This is a genomic window from Caulobacter sp. FV2ps19, from assembly GCF_058681035.1.
In genome coordinates, this window is record NZ_CM178729.1 from 2,027,770 (window position 1) to 2,044,159 (window position 16,390).

General features: G+C 67.5%; 16 protein-coding genes and 1 tRNA gene. 8 read left to right on the forward strand and 9 right to left on the reverse strand.

All coding sequences use genetic code 11. The features are described 5' to 3' along the window. The first annotated feature begins 23 nt into the window (after nucleotides 1-23). Complete coding sequence (locus ACW18B_RS09660; protein ID WP_492051398.1) at nucleotides 24-995, forward strand: alpha/beta hydrolase; 972 nt, start codon at nucleotides 24-26, stop codon at nucleotides 993-995. Here the strand turns inward: ACW18B_RS09660 and ACW18B_RS09665 are convergent. Continuing rightward, on the reverse strand, nucleotides 983-1,693 hold the full coding sequence (locus ACW18B_RS09665) for a helix-turn-helix transcriptional regulator (protein WP_492051399.1): 711 nt from the start codon (nucleotides 1,691-1,693) through the stop codon (nucleotides 983-985). The two genes, ACW18B_RS09660 and ACW18B_RS09665, sit on opposite strands and share 13 nt — an antisense overlap. A gap of 92 nt (nucleotides 1,694-1,785) precedes the next feature. Here ACW18B_RS09665 and ACW18B_RS09670 point away from each other — a divergent pair, with 92 nt between their 5' ends. Next, nucleotides 1,786-2,511: a glutathione S-transferase family protein gene (locus ACW18B_RS09670; protein WP_492051401.1), complete on the forward strand. Its 726-nt coding sequence runs from the start codon at nucleotides 1,786-1,788 to the stop codon at nucleotides 2,509-2,511. A gap of 98 nt (nucleotides 2,512-2,609) precedes the next feature. Here the strand turns inward: ACW18B_RS09670 and ACW18B_RS09675 are convergent, their stop codons facing one another. The 5 genes from ACW18B_RS09675 to ACW18B_RS09695 form a co-directional block, all read right to left on the reverse strand. After that, complete coding sequence (locus tag ACW18B_RS09675; protein WP_492051402.1) at nucleotides 2,610-3,551, reverse strand: formylglycine-generating enzyme family protein; 942 nt, start codon at nucleotides 3,549-3,551, stop codon at nucleotides 2,610-2,612. A gap of 96 nt (nucleotides 3,552-3,647) precedes the next feature. After that, a complete protein-coding gene (locus ACW18B_RS09680; protein WP_492051404.1) occupies nucleotides 3,648-4,556 on the reverse strand; it encodes a polysaccharide deacetylase family protein in 909 nt (302 codons plus the stop codon). Then, nucleotides 4,553-5,797 (reverse strand): SGNH/GDSL hydrolase family protein, encoded by a 1,245-nt coding sequence (locus ACW18B_RS09685; protein WP_492051406.1) that lies wholly within the window; start codon nucleotides 5,795-5,797, stop codon nucleotides 4,553-4,555. Before ACW18B_RS09685 ends, ACW18B_RS09680 begins: the two co-directional genes overlap by 4 nt. Continuing rightward, nucleotides 5,794-7,434, reverse strand: a complete 1,641-nt coding sequence (locus tag ACW18B_RS09690) for a glycoside hydrolase family 43 protein (RefSeq protein ID WP_492051408.1) — start codon at nucleotides 7,432-7,434, stop codon at nucleotides 5,794-5,796. Before ACW18B_RS09690 ends, ACW18B_RS09685 begins: the two co-directional genes overlap by 4 nt. Nucleotides 7,435-7,439: 5 nt before the next feature. Continuing rightward, complete coding sequence (locus ACW18B_RS09695) at nucleotides 7,440-8,723, reverse strand: MFS transporter (protein WP_492051410.1); 1,284 nt, start codon at nucleotides 8,721-8,723, stop codon at nucleotides 7,440-7,442. 213 nt (nucleotides 8,724-8,936) lie between these two features. Here ACW18B_RS09695 and ACW18B_RS09700 point away from each other — a divergent pair, with 213 nt between their 5' ends. Then, a complete protein-coding gene (locus ACW18B_RS09700) occupies nucleotides 8,937-9,131 on the forward strand; it encodes a DUF3008 family protein (protein ID WP_492051412.1) in 195 nt (64 codons plus the stop codon). A gap of 125 nt (nucleotides 9,132-9,256) precedes the next feature. Then, nucleotides 9,257-9,745 (forward strand): pyridoxamine 5'-phosphate oxidase family protein, encoded by a 489-nt coding sequence (locus ACW18B_RS09705; RefSeq protein WP_492051414.1) that lies wholly within the window; start codon nucleotides 9,257-9,259, stop codon nucleotides 9,743-9,745. A gap of 41 nt (nucleotides 9,746-9,786) precedes the next feature. Here ACW18B_RS09705 and ACW18B_RS09710 read toward each other — a convergent pair whose 3' ends face one another. The 3 genes from ACW18B_RS09710 to ACW18B_RS09720 all read right to left on the reverse strand — a co-directional run bounded on the left by ACW18B_RS09710 (nucleotide 9,787) and on the right by ACW18B_RS09720 (nucleotide 11,620). Further along, nucleotides 9,787-10,650, reverse strand: a complete 864-nt coding sequence (locus tag ACW18B_RS09710; RefSeq protein WP_492051416.1) for a dienelactone hydrolase family protein — start codon at nucleotides 10,648-10,650, stop codon at nucleotides 9,787-9,789. Between the two features lie 132 nt (nucleotides 10,651-10,782). Further along, nucleotides 10,783-10,857: transfer RNA gene (locus ACW18B_RS09715), tRNA-Val, on the reverse strand. A gap of 49 nt (nucleotides 10,858-10,906) precedes the next feature. Beyond that, complete coding sequence (locus ACW18B_RS09720) at nucleotides 10,907-11,620, reverse strand: HAD-IA family hydrolase (RefSeq protein ID WP_492051418.1); 714 nt, start codon at nucleotides 11,618-11,620, stop codon at nucleotides 10,907-10,909. Between the two features lie 68 nt (nucleotides 11,621-11,688). On the opposite strand from ACW18B_RS09720, the gene glmU reads away from it, so the two are divergent. The 4 genes from glmU to ACW18B_RS09740 are packed head-to-tail and all read left to right on the forward strand — an operon-like array spanning nucleotide 11,689 to nucleotide 16,374. Further along, on the forward strand, nucleotides 11,689-13,056 hold the full coding sequence (gene glmU, locus ACW18B_RS09725; RefSeq protein ID WP_492051419.1) for a bifunctional UDP-N-acetylglucosamine diphosphorylase/glucosamine-1-phosphate N-acetyltransferase GlmU: 1,368 nt from the start codon (nucleotides 11,689-11,691) through the stop codon (nucleotides 13,054-13,056). Next, a complete protein-coding gene (rpiA, locus tag ACW18B_RS09730) occupies nucleotides 13,053-13,733 on the forward strand; it encodes a ribose-5-phosphate isomerase RpiA (RefSeq protein ID WP_492051420.1) in 681 nt (226 codons plus the stop codon). The genes glmU and rpiA overlap by 4 nt, the downstream gene beginning before the upstream one ends. Nucleotides 13,734-13,780: 47 nt before the next feature. Further along, complete coding sequence (gene gor / locus ACW18B_RS09735) at nucleotides 13,781-15,178, forward strand: glutathione-disulfide reductase (protein WP_492051422.1); 1,398 nt, start codon at nucleotides 13,781-13,783, stop codon at nucleotides 15,176-15,178. Further along, nucleotides 15,175-16,374, forward strand: coding sequence for an O-antigen ligase family protein (locus tag ACW18B_RS09740; protein ID WP_492051423.1), 1,200 nt, complete (start codon nucleotides 15,175-15,177; stop codon nucleotides 16,372-16,374). Before gor ends, ACW18B_RS09740 begins: the two co-directional genes overlap by 4 nt. Nucleotides 16,375-16,390: the final 16 nt, after the last annotated feature.

Genomic DNA, 16,390 nt, shown 5'->3' on the forward strand with positions numbered 1-16,390 from the left:
GTTCGCCCATCAAGGTTTGGTCCATGCTCAGCCGTCGCGGAACCCTGGCCTCGCTAGTGACCGGTCTGTTCGCTGCCGGTCTGGCGCGCCGGGCCAGCGCTGAGTCCATGCCCATGGCAGATCCCACCGAGACGATCGACCTTTGGCCGGCCGGCGCGCCCGGCGGCGCGGCCGTCACGGCGACGGAGGCCGTCCTCGAGCGCGGCGATCCCAACGGTCTGCGGGACCGCGCCCTGGTCCATACGCGCCAGCCCAAGCTGGTGGTGTTCCGGCCCAGGACGTCCAACGGCGCGGCCGTTCTGCTGATGCCCGGCGGCGGCTATGAGCGGGTGGTGCTGGACAAGGAAGGCTATGAGACAGCCCGCTGGCTCACGGATCGCGGCTACACGGCCTTCGTGCTGTTCTATCGCCTGCCGGGCGATGGTTGGGCGGCGGGGCCTGACACACCCCTGCAAGACGCCCAGCGCGGCATCCGCCTGATCCGGTCACGGGCGAGCGCCATGGGCTTCAGCCCGGATCGGGTGGCGATCATGGGCTTTTCGGCCGGTGGACACGTCGCCGGCAGTCTGACCACGCGGTTCGCCGCCAAGGTCTATGACCGGGTCGATGCGGCGGATGATCTCCCGGCGCGTCCCGACCTTTCGGCCCTGGTCTATCCGGTGATCACCATGGACCCGGCCTTCATGCATGCCGGCTCGCGCAAGCAGCTTCTGGGGCCCAGCCCAACCGCCCAGCAGATCGCGCTCTATTCACCCGAAAAGCAGGTCGCTGGCGACCTGCCGCCGACCTTCCTGCTGCACGCGGCCGACGACAAGTCGGTGCCGGTCGAGAACACCCTGGCGATGTTCAGCGCCCTGAAGGCCAAAGCCATCCCGACCGAGATGCATGTCTTCGAGGAGGGCGGTCACGGCTTTGGCCTGCGCTTCACCAAGGACAAGCCGGTCGCGGCCTGGCCGGTGCTGTTCGAGACCTTCGCCAGGCGTCACGGCGTCTGACACCGCCAGGCGGCGCGCTCGGCGTCCAGGTGTTTTTGCCAGCGCACGCGAAGCTGGCCCGGTCGCTGCCCGTGGCGATCCTCCAGGAAGGCGGCGTCGACCACACGATCGGTGCGGAAGGTGCGGAACGCTTCGCGCAGTTCGCACCAGCCGATCAGGATGCGGACGGTCTCGCGGTAACCGACGGTGACGGGCCAGATCACCCGCTGACTGACCGCGCCCTGCTCGTCGCGATAGTCGAGGCGGATCTTGCGCCCGGCATGGATCCAGGCCCGGGTCTGGGCCATGTCGAGGCCGTCGGGCGCGGCGTTCCAGGCCGGCGGCGCGCCCGTGGCGGGTTCCAGCACATAGGGCCGCAAGCGCTCGGGCACGGCGGAGGCGATCTTGCTGACCAGATCGCGGGCGGCCTTGGCCAGCACGGGGTCGCCGCGCCCCGCCACCCACTGGGCGCCCAGCACGGCGGCTTCGATCTCGTCGGGGGTCAGCATCAGCGGCGGCATGTCGAAGCCTGCCTCCAGCACATAGCCGACGCCGGCCTCGCCGCGGATCGGCGCGCGCTGGCCGATCAGGGCGGCGATGTCGCGATAGACGCTGCGCTTGGAGGTCTCGAGTTCCACGGCGATGGCGTCGGCGGTGACCGGCGCGTGGCTGCGGCGCAGGATCTGGATGATCTGGAAAAGGCGTTCGGCGCGTCTCATGGGAACACTATGGCTCAGCTATGCTGACAGCATGCTGGCAGCAGGGTGGCGGTAGCAAGTCCCCATCGAACGCTGCTGGACGGAGACGCGAGATGATCACCCTTTACGCCCTGGGCGCAGGTTTTGGCCTGCCGGAGCTGAGCCCTTACGTCACCAAGACCGAGATCCAGCTGATGATGGCGGGTCTGGACTATCGGAAGCAACCCGGCAGCCGCGAGACCGCACCCAAGGGGCAGATGCCGTGGATCGACGACGCCGGTGAGCGGATTGGCGACTCCACCTTCATCCGCGCTCACATCGAGCGGAAATACGACATTGACCTGGACGCAGGCCTGTCGTCCCGCGACCGCGCCGAGGCCTGGGCCATCGAGCGGATGATCGAGAACCATCTCGGCTGGACGTCGGGCTATTTCCGCTTCCTCGACCCGGCCAACTTCGCCAAGGGGCCGGCCCACTGGTTTGACGGCGCGCCCGAGGAGATGCGCGACACCCTGCGCAAGGGTCTGCTCGACGCCGTATCGGCCAATATCCGGGCGGTCGGCGTGGGGCGGCACAGTCAGGACGAGATCGTCTGGCTGGGTACGCTGTCGCTGCGGGCCCTGGACGAGATCCTGGGCGAGAAGGCCTTCCTGATGGCCGACCATCCGACGGGCGTCGACGCCATCGCGTTCGGGGTGCTGGCGGGGATCCTGACCTCGTTCTTCGACTCGCCCCTGCGTCGTGAGGCCGAGCGCCACGACAACCTCGTGGCCTATGTCGAGCGGATGATGGACCGTTTCTATCCGGCCCATCCGTGGCGGCTGCGCGAGGCGGCCTAAAGCATCGTGCGGAAAAGTGGACGCCGGTTTTCCGCCAAACCGATGCGAAAACAGAAACCTGGAGCAAGGCGCGTGAGTCTGATTTCACGCGCCTTGCTCTAGACGCCTCTCACCACGCAGCGAAAGCCGATGTGGCTGGTGGTGGTGTCGATCGCCTGCGGATGCCGGGCGGCCGGTCGATAGCGGTGGCAATAGTTCTCGGCGCACAGGTGCGAGCCGCCCTTGAGCACCCGGCGGGGAATGGCCAGACCGGGCTGTGCGGGGTCATGACTGCCGCTCTGGTCGGGGCCGCGCGGGTTGCGCGGCGCGCAACAGGCCTTGGTCGGGGCGTCGGGGTGGCGGTCGGCCCACCAGTCCGACGTCCACTCCCAGACATTGCCGATCATGTCGTAGAGGCCATAGCCATTGGCCGGGTAGCTGCGCACGGGCGAGGTGCGTTCATAGCCGTCGGTCAGCAGGTTCTGGCTGGGAAAGGCGCCTTGCCAGTAATTGGCCAGCATGGCGCCGCCGGGCGCCAGATCCTCGCCCCAGGCATAGGCCGCGCCGTCCAGGCCGCCTCGGGCCGCAAACTCCCACTCCGCCTCGGTGGGCAGGGCCTTGCCGGCCCAGGCGGCATAGGCGGCGGCGTCGTCATAGCCGACATGGATCACGGGATGGTTCTCGATCCCGGCGATCGAGCTGCCCAGGCCAAAGGGTTTGCTCCAATCGGCGTCGAGGATCAGGCGCCACCAATCGCCGCCGCCCGCCCGTGGATCGACCGGGCGATCGGGACGGACGAACACCGCCGAGGCGGGGTGGGCGAAGGCGGGGTCCATGCCGGGATAGAGTTTCGGATCCGGCGCGATCTCGGCCAGGGTCACGTGGCCGGTTTCAGCGACAAACCGTGCGAACTGGGCGTTGGTGACCGGGGTCTCGTCGATCCAGAACGGATCCACCGCCACGGGATGGGCCGGGGCCTCCTCGGGATAGTGCTCGTCCGAGCCCATCCGAAACGTCCCGCCGGGCAGGGCGATCATGCCGTCAAAAGACGTCTTGCTCATGGTGACTCAAACTCGACGCGACTTGGACCGCCATGATGCCACGCAACGCGGCGGATGGAACGTCTGTCGCCATTCCGCAGACAGGAAGGTTGGCGTCTAGCGGCAAACGGCGTCCAGCGCCGCCAGGTTGAGAGGCGACTTGGGGACAGGCAGCCCCCGGGCCGTCATGGCGCTTTCCAGGGTGACCGGGGCCGGCGCCGCGGCGGCGTTGAGATCCGCCGCATAGAACGGGTCGCTCTGGGCCTCTTCCAGCGTCACCAGGGTCACGCCCAGGGACTGGTAGAGCGCCAGCAGGCGCGGCGCCATGCGGGCGTCGAAGGCGCCCAGGTGCATGAGCAGCACATAGGGGATGTCCTGGCCATACAGCGTCGCCGACAGGCCGCGAGAATAGGCCAGGCTCTGCTGGGCGGCGCTCAGATAGCCCGTTTCAAGCTCGGCGATGGCTCTCTGGTCGCCCTTGTTCAGGCAGCGGGCATAGGGCTCGTTCCAGGCATAGTCGCCGAAACTCGTGGTCACGCTGGCGATGTGATAGTCGCGCGCCTTCAGCAGGTCGCGGACGGCTGTGCGCTTGGCCGGGGTGTCGCCCTCGCTGAGAAACGGAAAACGGAACCAGCGCCAGTCGGATCCCGCCGCCAGGCGGGTCAGCAGGGGTTCATTGCGGGTCAGTTCGGCCTCGAAGCTCGCCACGTCGATGTGGGCCAGATCCAGGTGCGCCCAGCCGTGATTGCCCAGCGGATGGCCGGCGGCGCGCCACAGTGTCAGCACGTCGCTCGAGGCCGGTTCGCGCTCGGTCTGGACGCCGTTGATGAAGCCATAGACGGGCGGCGCCTTGACCGCCTTGAGGGCGGCCAGGAAATCGGCGGCGATCTGCACCCGCGTCTCGCCGGCCGGCAGGGCGCTGTGGGCCGGCAGGTCATCGACCGTGATCGCCATGCGGATCTCGGACGCTCCGGCGGCGACGGGCGTCGCGATCAGGGCGGCCAGGAGAAGGGCGCAGGTTTTCATCGTGCGAACAGCTCCAGCGGAATGGACTCGGCCATGAACCGATAGCCGGCCATCGAGGGGTGCAGGCCGTCACCGGAATCATAGGCCGGCAACATGCGGGTGGGATTGGCGGGGTCGCGCATGATCTTGTCCATGTCGACGACCGCGTCAAAGTTTCCTGGCGCGCGGATCCAGGCGTTGATGGCCTGGCGGTCCTGCTCGTTGACGGCGTCGGGATGATAATAGGCCGAGGCGCCATAGGGCATGATCGTCGCGCCGATGACCTTGATCCCTCGCGCCCGGGCCTTCTGGACCATCTGGGCGTAGGCGGTGGTGATCCCGGCCACCATCTCGGCATGGGCTTGCGGCGTGGCCGGCGCCTCGCGGGTCAGGCCGCCCAGATCGTTGACGCCTTCCAGGATCAGCATGTGGGTCACGCCGGCCTGCATCAGCACGTCGCGATTGAACCGCGCGGCGGCGTTGGGCCCCAGGCCGTCGAGCAGGATGCGATTGCCGCCGATGCCCAGGTTCAGGACCCCCAGGCCCCGCGTCTTGGGGTTGGCCTGCAGCCGCGCCGCGAAGGCGTCGGGCCAGCGCAGGTTGGTGTTGGGCTTGACGCCATAGCCGTCGGTGATCGAGTCGCCGACCAGGGCGACGGCGCCGGCCTTCTTGCCGGCCAGGACCTCGACGCCGGACAGCTGGAACCAGTGATCGACCGTCCTGGCGTCGGGCAGGTCGGCGGCCGCAACCTTGTCGCCCGCCGCGATATAGGACGTCGCCCGAGAGCCGGGGTGGCTGGTCTGAACGGCGGGGGCCTTGTCGACATGGATCGTGATGGCGAGATCCGACAGGGGCGGCGCGCTGAAGGCGACCGGGTCTGACAGATACTCCGCGCCGGCGGGCACGATGACCTCGCCCCGGCCCGAGAAGGTGACGGCGCGGTCAGTGGCGGGATCGATCGCCGCCCCGCTGTTCGACAGCGGGCGGGCGATATGGGTCGCGGTGACGCGCAGCGGCGTCGTCCCGAAGGCGTTGGAGATCCGGACCCGCAGGCGCTCGCCGCCCGCCGTCAACCGGACGATCTGGCGCAGGGTGGCGTCGTTCAAGGCGTCGGCGGGGAGAGCGTTGCGCTCCTCCGGGACCTGCTGGGCGCTGGCCCAGGAGCCGATCCAGCGGGTCTGTTCGCCGGCGTAGGCGGCGACGTTCAGGCTCAGGGCCAGGGCGGCCGCGAGGCCAAGCGTCCGACGGGTGATGGCGGTCATTTGGGCTCCGTTAGGGTCGGGTCTGGCTGGTAGTCGCGCTCGCGATAGTCGAACCAGTCGAAATCGGCCGGGCGCCGGGTTCCGGCCATGTCCTGGCAGGCCATGCCGACGAAGGCGCCGGTGAAGTTGGGCAGACCCGGCGCGGTGGCCTCGTCCGACAAGATGCTGGCGTCGAAGATCTGCGGCAGCCAGCGCCAGTTCCGGCCATCCAGGCTCCAGGCGAAGCGCAGCCGTTCGAAATCGACCTCGACCCGCAGATGGAGGGGACCGGGCGGCAACGCCACCGTATCGGTGAAGGCGTCGGCCTGGGGCGAGTCCGGCAGGGCCGACATTACCCGGAGATGACGCCCGTGGGTCTCGTCGTGGGTCACGTGCAGATAGTGGAACTTGTTCCCGCCATAGTAGCAGACCAGTCCCGCCGCCTGCTGGAAGTGCTGGGGCTCGAAATCCATCAGGGTCGAGGCGCTGTAGCAGAAGGCCTGTTGCCGTCGGGCGACCAGCGCCTGGCGAAACTGGCCGCCGATCGTCTCGCGGCCGAACAGCCGCAGCCAGCCGGGACGTTCGGCCAGGCTGAACAGCTCGTCAGGCCAGGGCGAGCGCAGCCACTGGAAGTCGATGGGCAATTGCGCTGTGTCGAAATTGGCGCGGACCGGCGTGACCGGGAACGGATGCGCGGGCAGATCCGGCGCCTCGGCGGTCAGGCTGGGCAACCCCTGGCCGTCGAGGGTGCGCAGCCAGCCGTCCTCACCCCAGACCATCGGCTGGATCGCCGTCTCACGGCCCATCACGCAGCGGCCACGGTTGGGCAGGGGACGGCCGCACAGATAGACCGCCCAGGTCTGACCGTCTGGCGTGTCCACCAGATCGGCGTGGCCGGCGCGCTGCAGCGGCGCATCGGGCCGGTCGCGGGAACTGAGGATATGGGTGTCAGGGTGCAGCGCATAGGGGCCGCCGATGTCGCGGGACCGGGCCATGGTGGCTGCATGGTTCCAGCCCGTGCCGCCCTCGGCGGTCAGCAGATAGTACCAGCCGTCGCGCTTGTAGAGATGCGGCGCCTCGGTCAGGCCCAGCGGCGTGCCTTCGAAGATCACCTTGCGCTCGCCGATCAGGGCCTGCCGGGCGGGCGAATATTCCTGCAGCACGATGCCGGCGAAGCGGCCGTGGCCCGGGCGGTGGTCCCACAGCATGTTGAGCAGATATTTGCGGCCGTCGTCGTCATGGAACAGCGAGGGGTCAAAGCCGCTGCTGTTCAGAAAGACCGGGTCGGACCAGTCGCCGTCAATGGTCTCGCTGGTGACCAGATAGTTGTGGAAGTCGCGCAGGGAGGCGCCCGACGCCCCGCCGACGGTGGTGCGGCCATAGCGTTTCACGTCGGTATAGATCAGGTGAAACAGGCCGTCGCTATAGGTCAGGCAGGGCGCCCACACCCCGCACGAGTCCGGCGCGCCCAGCATGTTCAGCTGGCTGGGGCGGTTCAGGGGGCGGGTGATCAGCCTCCAGTTCACCAGATCGCGCGAGTGGTGGATCTGCACGCCCGGAAACCACTCGAAGGTCGAGGTGGCGATGTAATAGTCCTCGCCAACCCTGACGATGGAAGGGTCCGGGTTGAAGCCCGGCAGGATCGGATTGCGGATCATCGAATCTATACCGTGATGGGTGGGGCGGCGGTCCGCGTTGAGACGTGGTGGTCGCGCACCAGGGTCCAGAGCAGCACGGCCCCCACCAGGTCGAGCACGCCCAGGGCCAGGAAGAACGGATCATAGCCGACCGTGGCGACCAGTCCGCCGATCATCAGCGAAAAGATCAGCACGCCCAGATTGCCCATGGTCCCGGCCATGCCGGCCACGGTGGCGACTTCGTTGCGGCGGAACAGGTCTGACGACAGGGTGATCACTGTCACCGACAGGGTCTGGTGGGCGAAGCCGCCCAGGCACAGCAGGGCGATGGCGGCATAGGGGCTCTCCACCCGGCCCACAAAGGCCATGCCGGTCATCATCAGCGCGCCCACCGTGAAGGCGCCGCGCCGGGCGTTGAGCAGGCTGACGCCGCGCCGTTGCAGGAACGCGGCGATCGTCGGGCCGAACAGGCACCCCAGGTCGGCGGCCACGAACGGCAGCCAGGCGAACATGGCGATCTGCTTGAGGTCAAAGCCACGCACGGTGGTCAGGTACAGCGGCACCCAGAAGGCCAGGGTTCCCCAGGTGGGGTCGGCCAGGAACCGGGGCACGGCGATGCCCCAGAAATTGCGCTGGCGCAGGATCCCCAGGATCGACGGCTTGGTCCCGTCGCTGACCAGATGGGTTTCCTGCCCGGCGGCGATATAGTCCCGCTCGGTTTCGGACAGGGCGGGATGCTTGTCGGGCGACTGGTAGAACTTCAGCCACAGGGCCACCCAGACCAGGCCCAGGGCGCCGGCCAGCACGAAGGCGGCGCGCCAGTTCCAGGCGATGATCGCCCAGGCGACCAGGGGCGGGGCCAGCATCGAGCCGAACGAGGCCCCGATATTGTAGATCCCGCCGGCATGGCCGCGCTCCTTGGCGGGAAACCACTCCGACACCGCCTTCATCCCGGCGGGGTTGGCCGAGCCCTCGGCCAGGCCCAGCAGGCCGCGCAGGCCCGCCAGCATCGGCCAGTTCGCGGCCAGGCCGTGGGCCATGGTGATTAGCGACCAGGCCGTGGCGAAGATGGCGAAGCCCGCCTTCAATCCAATGACATCCAGCACATAGCCGCACACCGGCTGCATCATCACGCCCAGCTGGAAGGCGCCGGTGATCCAGCCATATTCCCGCTCGTGGATGTTCAGATCCGCCAGAACCGTGGGCGCCGCGACGCCCAGGGTGGAGCGGGTCAGATAGTTGATCATCGCGCCCAGCATGATCAGGCCGATCATCCACCAGCGCAGCGCCTTGATCTTTGGCGTTTTCATGAGGGGCGGCCAGACTGGGCGGTGCTCATCGTTTCTCTCCCATCGGGCGTGTCATGGGGGCTTTCTCCCGCCCCGGCCTCGACGCGGCGCAAGGTGGCGCGCCAGAGCGGGCGTGTCTAGGTCAGACCAGCGGTAAAATAGGTCAGATAACTAATGCGGCGAACGCCTGGGCGGCGGGCGCGTTCTTCCTGGGTCGCCAGAGGAGATCCCGCCATGCCCGCCAAATCCGCTGCTCAACAGAAGGCCGCAGGCCTCGCTCTGTCGGCCAAACGTGGCGACACGCCGAAGGCCGATCTGAAGGGCGCCGCGCAGTCGATGATGTCGATGAGCGAGAGTGAACTGGAGAAAATGGCATCGACCCCACGCAAGGGAAAACCGGAGCACGTGGCCGAGTCCGGCAACGACTGACTGCGCGCGCGCGGACCCGGCCCGTGGCGGGCTTCGCGGAAGGTCACGCTTGTGATCGCGGCGATCCGCTTGGGAACAAGGCGGTCGGCTCCCCCGTTTCGAGACCGACAAAGGGAGACACACCGATGACCAAACAAGCCGATATTGAAGCCAAGTTCTGGAAGGCGCTCAAATCCGACCGCACCGCCATGCTGGGCCTGACGGGCGTTGACGACGGGCGCTGCCAACCCATGACCGCCCAGATCGAGGGTGACGACAACCAGGGACCGATCTGGTTTTTCACGGCCAAGGACACCGATCTGGTCAAGGCCATGGGGCGCAGCCATCGCGGCGTGATCAACTTCGCCGCCAAAGGGCATGAAGTGTTCGCGGCGGTGACGGGTCAGCTCACAGCCGACAATGACCGCGCAGCGATCGACCGCCTGTGGAATCCCTTTGTGGCGGCCTGGTACGAAGGCGGGAAGGATGATCCCAATTTGCAGCTGTTGCGCTTCGACGCCGACAGCGCCCAGATCTGGCTGAACGAGACCAGCCTGCTGGCGGGCGTGAAGATCCTGTTGGGGTCTGATCCCAAAAAAGATTACGCTGACAAGACCGTCGAGGTTTCTCTCTAAAAGCCGACAGGCCGCGCCGGTCACCGGCGCGGCCTCAAAGTCTAGGTCAGGGCGCGGGCGTATAGCGCCAGCAGTTCAGCCCAGGCCTTTTCGGCGGCGGCCTCGTCATAGACTTGGCTGCCTTTCACGGTCCAGCCGTGGGCCGAGCCGGTATAGACCTCGATCTTGCTGGGGCGATGGGCGGCGTCCAGCGCGACTTTCAATTTATCCTTCACGGTCGGGTCCTGCTTGTCATCGTTGTCGGCGATGGCGATCAGGTACTCAGAGCGGCTCTGCGGCAGGGTGAGGTGAGGGCTTGTCGGCGCGTCCGTGACCAGGCCGCCGCCGTGGAAACTGGCCACGGCGCCCACCCGGGCGGGTGAAACACCCGCCGTGCGAAAGGCCAGGGGGCCGCCCATGCAGTAGCCCTGGGTTCCGACCTTCTTCGTCTTGTCAGTCTGCGGCTGGGCGTCGAGGAAGGCGATATAGGCGAGCGCGTCGCGATCGGTCCCTTCCGGCGTCACGGTGGCCCGCAACGGCGCGATCTTGGCGCGATCGTCGGGATTGCCGAAATTGAAGCCGCTTTCGACGACCGGGGCCTTCTTGACCCGGTAATAGAGGTTGGGGACCAGCACCACATAGCCGGAAGACGCCAGGCGGCGCCCCATCTCGCGAAACGCCGGCCGCAGGCTGATCACGTCGGGCCAGACCACAACGGCCGGCCAGGCGCCCTTGCCTTCAGGATAGTAGAGCGCGGCGTCGGCGACGCCGTCCGGCGTCTTGATCTCGACGTCCTTTTCCACGACCGGCGCGCCCGCATGGGCGACGCCGCCGATCCCGGCGGCCAGCATGGTCATCAGACCAAAGGCGCGGCGCGAGACGGTGGGGTCGTGGGTCAGGCCCTGATGGATGTCGTCGTCGCACATGGCCGATCCTCGCAATGACAGGGAAGAAAGGGGAAGTGTCGCCGCGAAAGCGCAAAGAGGGAAGGCCTTAGCCGACGGCGCGAGGGCTTGGCCAGGCTGAGCTGGCGCATCCGCGGAGATGTAGGAAAGGAATGGTGGATGCGACAGGGATTGAACCTGTGACCCCCTCGGTGTGAACGAGGTGCTCTCCCGCTGAGCTACGCATCCGCCGTGTGGGACCGGGCCGTTTCGGGACCGATCCGCGAGAGGGACGGGCCTATAGCCCGGCGTTTGGCCGGGGGCAAGAGGCCAGCAGGTCGATACAGGCCTGGGGCACGTCTAAAAAGCTGTGGATGATCCGATCGCCGCCCAGGGTCTCCACCGGCTCCTCGGTGTAGCCGAAGCTGACCAGCAGGGCCGGGACCTTGGCGCGCACGGCGGCCAGGGCGTCATTGATGCTGTCGCCGACCATCACCGCGCGTTGCGGATCGCCGCCGACCGCCGCGATGGCGGCCAGGACATGGCTGGGATCGGGCTTGGCGGCCGGGGCGGAATCCGCGCCGACCACGGCGTCGAAGGCGGCGGTCAGGCTCAGGGCGTCGAGCAGGGCGACCGACAGCCGGGTCAGCTTGTTGGTGCAGACCACCAATTTTGCCCCAGCGTTGCGCAGGTCAGCCAGAACCTCGACCACCCCGGGAAAGGGCGCGCTCTCCTGGGCGATGCGCTCCAGATAGACGGCGATGAAACGCTCAACCAGCTTGGGGGCGGTTTGGGCGTCGAGCGGCGCGCCGGCGGCGGCGAAACCGCGCTCCAGCAGGGCGCGGGCGCCGCGTCCGACCATCAGCCGTACCTCGGCGAAGGGCAGGGGCGGCAGGCCCTCTTCGCCCAGGATTGTGTTGAGCGCGCCGACCAGGTCTGGCGCGGTGTCGACGAGGGTCCCGTCGAGGTCAAAGGCGATCGTGGCGCCGTTCAGGGCTTGAAGCTCATGCATTGATCTGGCCTTTCGGCTAAACGGCCGACTAATGCAACTTTGGTTCGCCCAAGAGAGTCGTCAGGACCATGACCAGCCCAGCCCCGATCCGTCCCCGCGCCGCCGTGATCCTCGCCGCCGGCCAAGGCACGCGGATGAAGTCGCCGACCCCCAAGGTGCTGCACAGGATCGCCGGGCGGGCCCTTCTGGATCACGCCATCGACGCCGCTGAAGCGCTGGGGTGCGCGCGGATCATCGTTGTGGTCGGAACCCACAGCCCCGCCGTCGGCGCCCATGCTCGCAACCGGCTGGGTGAGACATCGGTGGTCATTCAGGATCCGCCGTTGGGCACCGGTCACGCGGTGCTGGCCGCTCGTGAGGCTCTGGCCGACTTTGACGGCGATGTCGTGGTGACCTTCGCCGACTGCCCGCTTTTGACCGCGCCGGTGATCACGCCGCTGTTCGATCTGCGCGCCGCCGGCGCCGACGTGGCGGTGCTGGGCTTTGAGGCCGCCGATCCGGGAGCCTATGGCCGGTTGATTCTGGCGCCCGGCCATGTGCTGCTGCGGATCGTCGAGGCCAAGGACGCCGACGAGGCCGCCAAGCAGGTCAAGCACTGCAATTCGGGCGTGCTGGCCGCCGACCGGGCCCTGCTGTTTGATATTCTGAGCCAGGTCGGCAACGACAACGCCAATGGCGAATACTACCTGACCGACGTGGTCGGCATCGCCCATGGCCGCGAGCTGTCGACCCGCGCGACCTTCGCGGCCGAGGCCTCGGTGCAGGGGGTCAATTCCCAGGTCGAGCTGGCCGCCGCCGAGGCTGTCTGGCAAAAGCGCCGCCGCCATGCCCTGATGGTCGACGGCGTCACCCTGTCGGCCCCCGACACCGTGCACCTGGCCTGGGACACCCAGATCGCCGCCGGCGTCACGGTCGAGCCCAATGTGGTCTTCGGGCCCGGCGTCAGCGTCGCCTCAGGCGCGGTGATCAAGGCCTTCAGTCACCTGGAAGGGGCGATCGTAGGGGAGGGCGCCTTGATCGGCCCCTACGCGCGGCTTCGTCCTGGCGCCGAGATCGGCGCTGAGGCCCACATCGGCAACTTCGTCGAGGTCAAGAAGGTCAAGGTCGGGGCCGGCGCCAAGGCCAACCATCTCAGCTATCTGGGCGACGGCTCGGTGGGCGAGAAGGCCAATATCGGAGCCGGCACGATCTTCTGCAACTATGACGGCTTCGACAAGTTCGAGACCCATGTGGGCGCCGGGGCCTTTATCGGCTCCAACAGCGCCCTGGTCGCGCCCGTGCGCATCGGCGAGGGCGCCATGACCGGCTCGGGCTCGGTGATCACCCAGGACGTGGAGGCGGGCGCCCTGGCGCTGGCGCGCGCGCCGCAGCACAACAAACCGGGCTGGGCGGCCAGGTTCCGCGCCCTCAAACAGGCCAAAAAGGACAAGAAATGAGCGCAGACGATCAAAAGCGCCTGTCGGGCGAAGCCGCCGCGGAGCTGGTCGAGAACGGCATGGTCGTGGGCCTGGGCACCGGCTCGACCGCCGCCTGGTTCGTGAAAGCCCTGGCGGCGCGCAAGCTGGATATCCGCGGCGTGCCGACCTCGGACGCCACCGCCAACCTGGCGCGGGAGCTGGGCATCGCCCTGGTCGCCCTGGATGACGTCAAGGCCCTGGACCTGACGGTCGACGGCGCCGACGAGATCGGTCCGGGCCTGAGCCTGATCAAGGGCGGCGGCGCGGCCCTGCTGCGCGAGAAGCTGGTCTGGGAGGCCTCCAAGCGTTGCGTGGTCATCGCTGACGCCGCCAAGTCCGTGAAGATCCTGGGCAAGTTTCCGCTGCCGATCGAGGTCGTGCGCTTTGGCCATGTCCATACCGGACAGCGCCTGGCCGACATCGCCGCCGAGTTCGACCTGCCGCCGCCGCGCCTGCGGATGGCCGATCGCGGCGTGGTGGTCACCGACGGCGGCAACCTGATCTACGACATGGCCTCGGGCAAGATCGAGGAGCCGGCGGCGCTGGCCTCGGCCTTGAAGGCCGTGACCGGGGTGGTGGATCATGGTCTGTTTCTGGATCTGGCGGACGAGGCCTTGCTGGGAACCGACACTGGCGTGGTGCGCCTGACGCCTTGAGTTCCTAGATAGAGCGCCAACCGTTCCCCGTTTTCCTGGAGCCTTCGATGGCTGACTATGATTTCGACCTCTTCGTCATCGGCGCCGGATCCGGCGGGGTGCGCGCGGCGCGACTGGCCTCGCTCTCGGGCGCCAAGGTCGCCGTGGCCGAGGAATACCGTGTCGGCGGCGCCTGCGTGATCCGCGGCTGCGTGCCCAAGAAGTTCATGGTCTATGCCAGCGAGGTCTCGGCCCAGCTGAAGACCGCTGAAGGCTTCGGCTGGACCATCGGCGAGCGGTCCTTCGACTGGAAGGCCTTCCTGCACGACAAGGACGTCGAGATCGCTCGCCTGTCGGGCATCTATGTCACCAACCTGCAGAAGGCCGGCGCGCATCTGTTGCACGGCAAGGCGCGGGTCATTGACGCCCACACCGTCGAGGTCTTGCCCAAGGAGGGCAGCAAGGACGGCGGGCGCTACACGGCGCGCAAGATCCTGATCGCCACGGGCGGCCGACCTGTTCGCCCGGAGTTCCCCGGGGCGGAGCTTGGCATCACCTCCGACGAGGCCTTCCATCTGCCCACCCTGCCCAAGCGGGTGCTGGTGGTGGGCGGCGGCTATATCGCCGTCGAGTTCGCCGGCATCTACAATGGCCTGGGTGTCGAGACGACGCTGCTGTATCGCGGGGCCAACATCCTGCGCGGCTTTGATGACGATGTGCGCTCGCATCTGGCCGATGAGCTGGAGAAGCGCGGGATCAAGGTGGTGCTGGGCTGCTCGCACACCAGTCTTGAAAAGACTGAGCATGGCTTGCTCAGCACCCTCAACAACGACCTGACCTTTGAGACCGATGCAGTGATGTTCGCCACCGGTCGCGAGCCCTATGTCGAGGGGCTGGGCCTTGAAGCGGCTGGGGTGAAGCTGAATGACCGCGGCGCGATCGCCGTGGACAAGCACTCCAGGACCAATGTCGACAGCATCTGGGCGGTGGGCGATGTCACCGACCGGATCAACCTGACGCCGGTGGCGATCCGCGAGGGCGCGGCCTTCGCCCAGACGGAGTTCTACAACAACCCGACCAGCTTTGATCATGACCTCGTGGCGTCGGCGGTGTTCTCACAGCCCCCGGTCGGCGTCGTCGGCATGAGCGAGGCCGAGGCCCGGCACGCCTTTGGCAAGGTTGATATCTATCGCTCGATCTTCCGGCCGATGAAGGTCACGTTCTACGGCGGCCAGGACCGGTGTTTGATCAAACTGGTGGTCAAGCAGGATGACGATACGGTGGTCGGCGTCCATGTCGTGGGCCCGGACTCGCCTGAAATCATCCAGATGGCCGCCATCGCCGTGAAGATGGGCGTCACCAAGTCCCAGTGGGACTCGACCTGTGCGGTCCACCCGACCCTGGCCGAGGAACTTGTGACCCTGCGAGAGAAATATATGCCGGCGGACGTGGGCGGAGCCGGATGAGGCTCTTCGTTGGCGAGGAGATTTCCACGAAGTGGCTAGGGGCTGTCGCGGTGTTCACCATCGCACTGGTTCCGTTCGTGGGCTATCTCGCGCCGCTGGGTTTCGCACCCTTGCTGGCGCTGTGCGGGTTGTTGGCCGCGCCAGGTTTGGCGCGGGCAAGACTGGCGTCGCCGCCGGCCATGGCGCTGTTCGTGCTGGTGGTCTGGGGCTTGATCAGCCTGCACTGGAGCCCGGCCGCGCCCAAGCTCGCTGATCTCAAGGACAGCAGCGAGCTTGAAACCTTCACCGGGCTGAAGTTGCTGTTCCAACTGGCGCTGTATGGCGCGGCGATCGTGTCGCTGCGCGAACTGCCCGAACTCGCCACGCGCCGGGCCGCCACGGTGCTGGTGGTCGGCGCTCTGGCTCTGTCCATTCTTGTGGCGCTGGATGGGATCAGCGGCGCGGCCTTCTATCAATGGCTGAGGATGCTAATCCACGATCCCATTCGTCCGGACCTGGCGGTTGTGAAGGTGTCCTTGGCCACCTATGCCTTGGCGCTGCTGTTCTGGCCGACGGCGCGGATCATGAGCGGACGCGGCTGGACGCCCGCCGCCTTCGTGCTTCTGTTCTCGACGATCTTGGCGGCGGTGGCGCTCAGCGCCGACGCCACCTGGGCCGCTCTGGTCTTCGGCTTCATCGCTTTCGGCGCGGTGCGGCTGTTTGGCAAGGTCGCGGCGCGGTGGCTGGTGGCCGTGGTCGCGGCGCCCTTCGTGCTGGGTCCGGTGTTGATGCTGTGGGGTGTTCATTCGGGCTTGATCGCCGCGCTGCATCGGCACGTGCCGCGGTCCTGGGACGCCCGCCTCGACATCTGGGCCTTCACGTCCGATCGCATTCAGGATCATGCGATCCGTGGCTGGGGCCTGGACGCGAGCCGCACCTTTGGCGCGGCCATACCGCTGCACACACATAACGCCGCCATGCAGTTGTGGCTTGAGCTGGGAGCGGTGGGCGCGGCCCTGGGCGGGATCTTCTTTAGCTGGGTCGCTTACCGCATCGTGACCTTGACCGGCGAGTCCCGGGAAGAGGGCGCCATAGCGGCCGGGGCCCTGGTCACCTATCTGGTGATCGGCGGCTTGAGCTTCGGGGTCTGGCAGGAATGGTGGCTGGCCCTCGGCGCTCTGACCTTCATCGCCTGCGATATCTCACGCAAGGATTGAACTCGGCATCCTGCGG

Excerpts from the sequence above, each read along its gene's own strand:
- ACW18B_RS09660 (WP_492051398.1), top strand. The coding sequence starts at position 24 with ATGCTCAGCCGTCGCGGAACCCTGGCCTCGCTAGTGACCGGTCTGTTC.
- ACW18B_RS09665 (WP_492051399.1), bottom strand. The coding sequence starts at position 1,693 with ATGAGACGCGCCGAACGCCTTTTCCAGATCATCCAGATCCTGCGCCGC.
- ACW18B_RS09670 (WP_492051401.1), top strand. The coding sequence starts at position 1,786 with ATGATCACCCTTTACGCCCTGGGCGCAGGTTTTGGCCTGCCGGAGCTG.
- ACW18B_RS09675 (WP_492051402.1), bottom strand. The coding sequence starts at position 3,551 with ATGAGCAAGACGTCTTTTGACGGCATGATCGCCCTGCCCGGCGGGACG.
- ACW18B_RS09680 (WP_492051404.1), bottom strand. The coding sequence starts at position 4,556 with ATGAAAACCTGCGCCCTTCTCCTGGCCGCCCTGATCGCGACGCCCGTC.
- ACW18B_RS09685 (WP_492051406.1), bottom strand. The coding sequence starts at position 5,797 with ATGACCGCCATCACCCGTCGGACGCTTGGCCTCGCGGCCGCCCTGGCC.
- ACW18B_RS09690 (WP_492051408.1), bottom strand. The coding sequence starts at position 7,434 with ATGATCCGCAATCCGATCCTGCCGGGCTTCAACCCGGACCCTTCCATC.
- ACW18B_RS09695 (WP_492051410.1), bottom strand. The coding sequence starts at position 8,723 with ATGAAAACGCCAAAGATCAAGGCGCTGCGCTGGTGGATGATCGGCCTG.
- ACW18B_RS09700 (WP_492051412.1), top strand. The coding sequence starts at position 8,937 with ATGCCCGCCAAATCCGCTGCTCAACAGAAGGCCGCAGGCCTCGCTCTG.
- ACW18B_RS09705 (WP_492051414.1), top strand. The coding sequence starts at position 9,257 with ATGACCAAACAAGCCGATATTGAAGCCAAGTTCTGGAAGGCGCTCAAA.
- ACW18B_RS09710 (WP_492051416.1), bottom strand. The coding sequence starts at position 10,650 with ATGTGCGACGACGACATCCATCAGGGCCTGACCCACGACCCCACCGTC.
- ACW18B_RS09720 (WP_492051418.1), bottom strand. The coding sequence starts at position 11,620 with ATGCATGAGCTTCAAGCCCTGAACGGCGCCACGATCGCCTTTGACCTC.
- glmU (WP_492051419.1), top strand. The coding sequence starts at position 11,689 with ATGACCAGCCCAGCCCCGATCCGTCCCCGCGCCGCCGTGATCCTCGCC.
- rpiA (WP_492051420.1), top strand. The coding sequence starts at position 13,053 with ATGAGCGCAGACGATCAAAAGCGCCTGTCGGGCGAAGCCGCCGCGGAG.
- gor (WP_492051422.1), top strand. The coding sequence starts at position 13,781 with ATGGCTGACTATGATTTCGACCTCTTCGTCATCGGCGCCGGATCCGGC.
- ACW18B_RS09740 (WP_492051423.1), top strand. The coding sequence starts at position 15,175 with ATGAGGCTCTTCGTTGGCGAGGAGATTTCCACGAAGTGGCTAGGGGCT.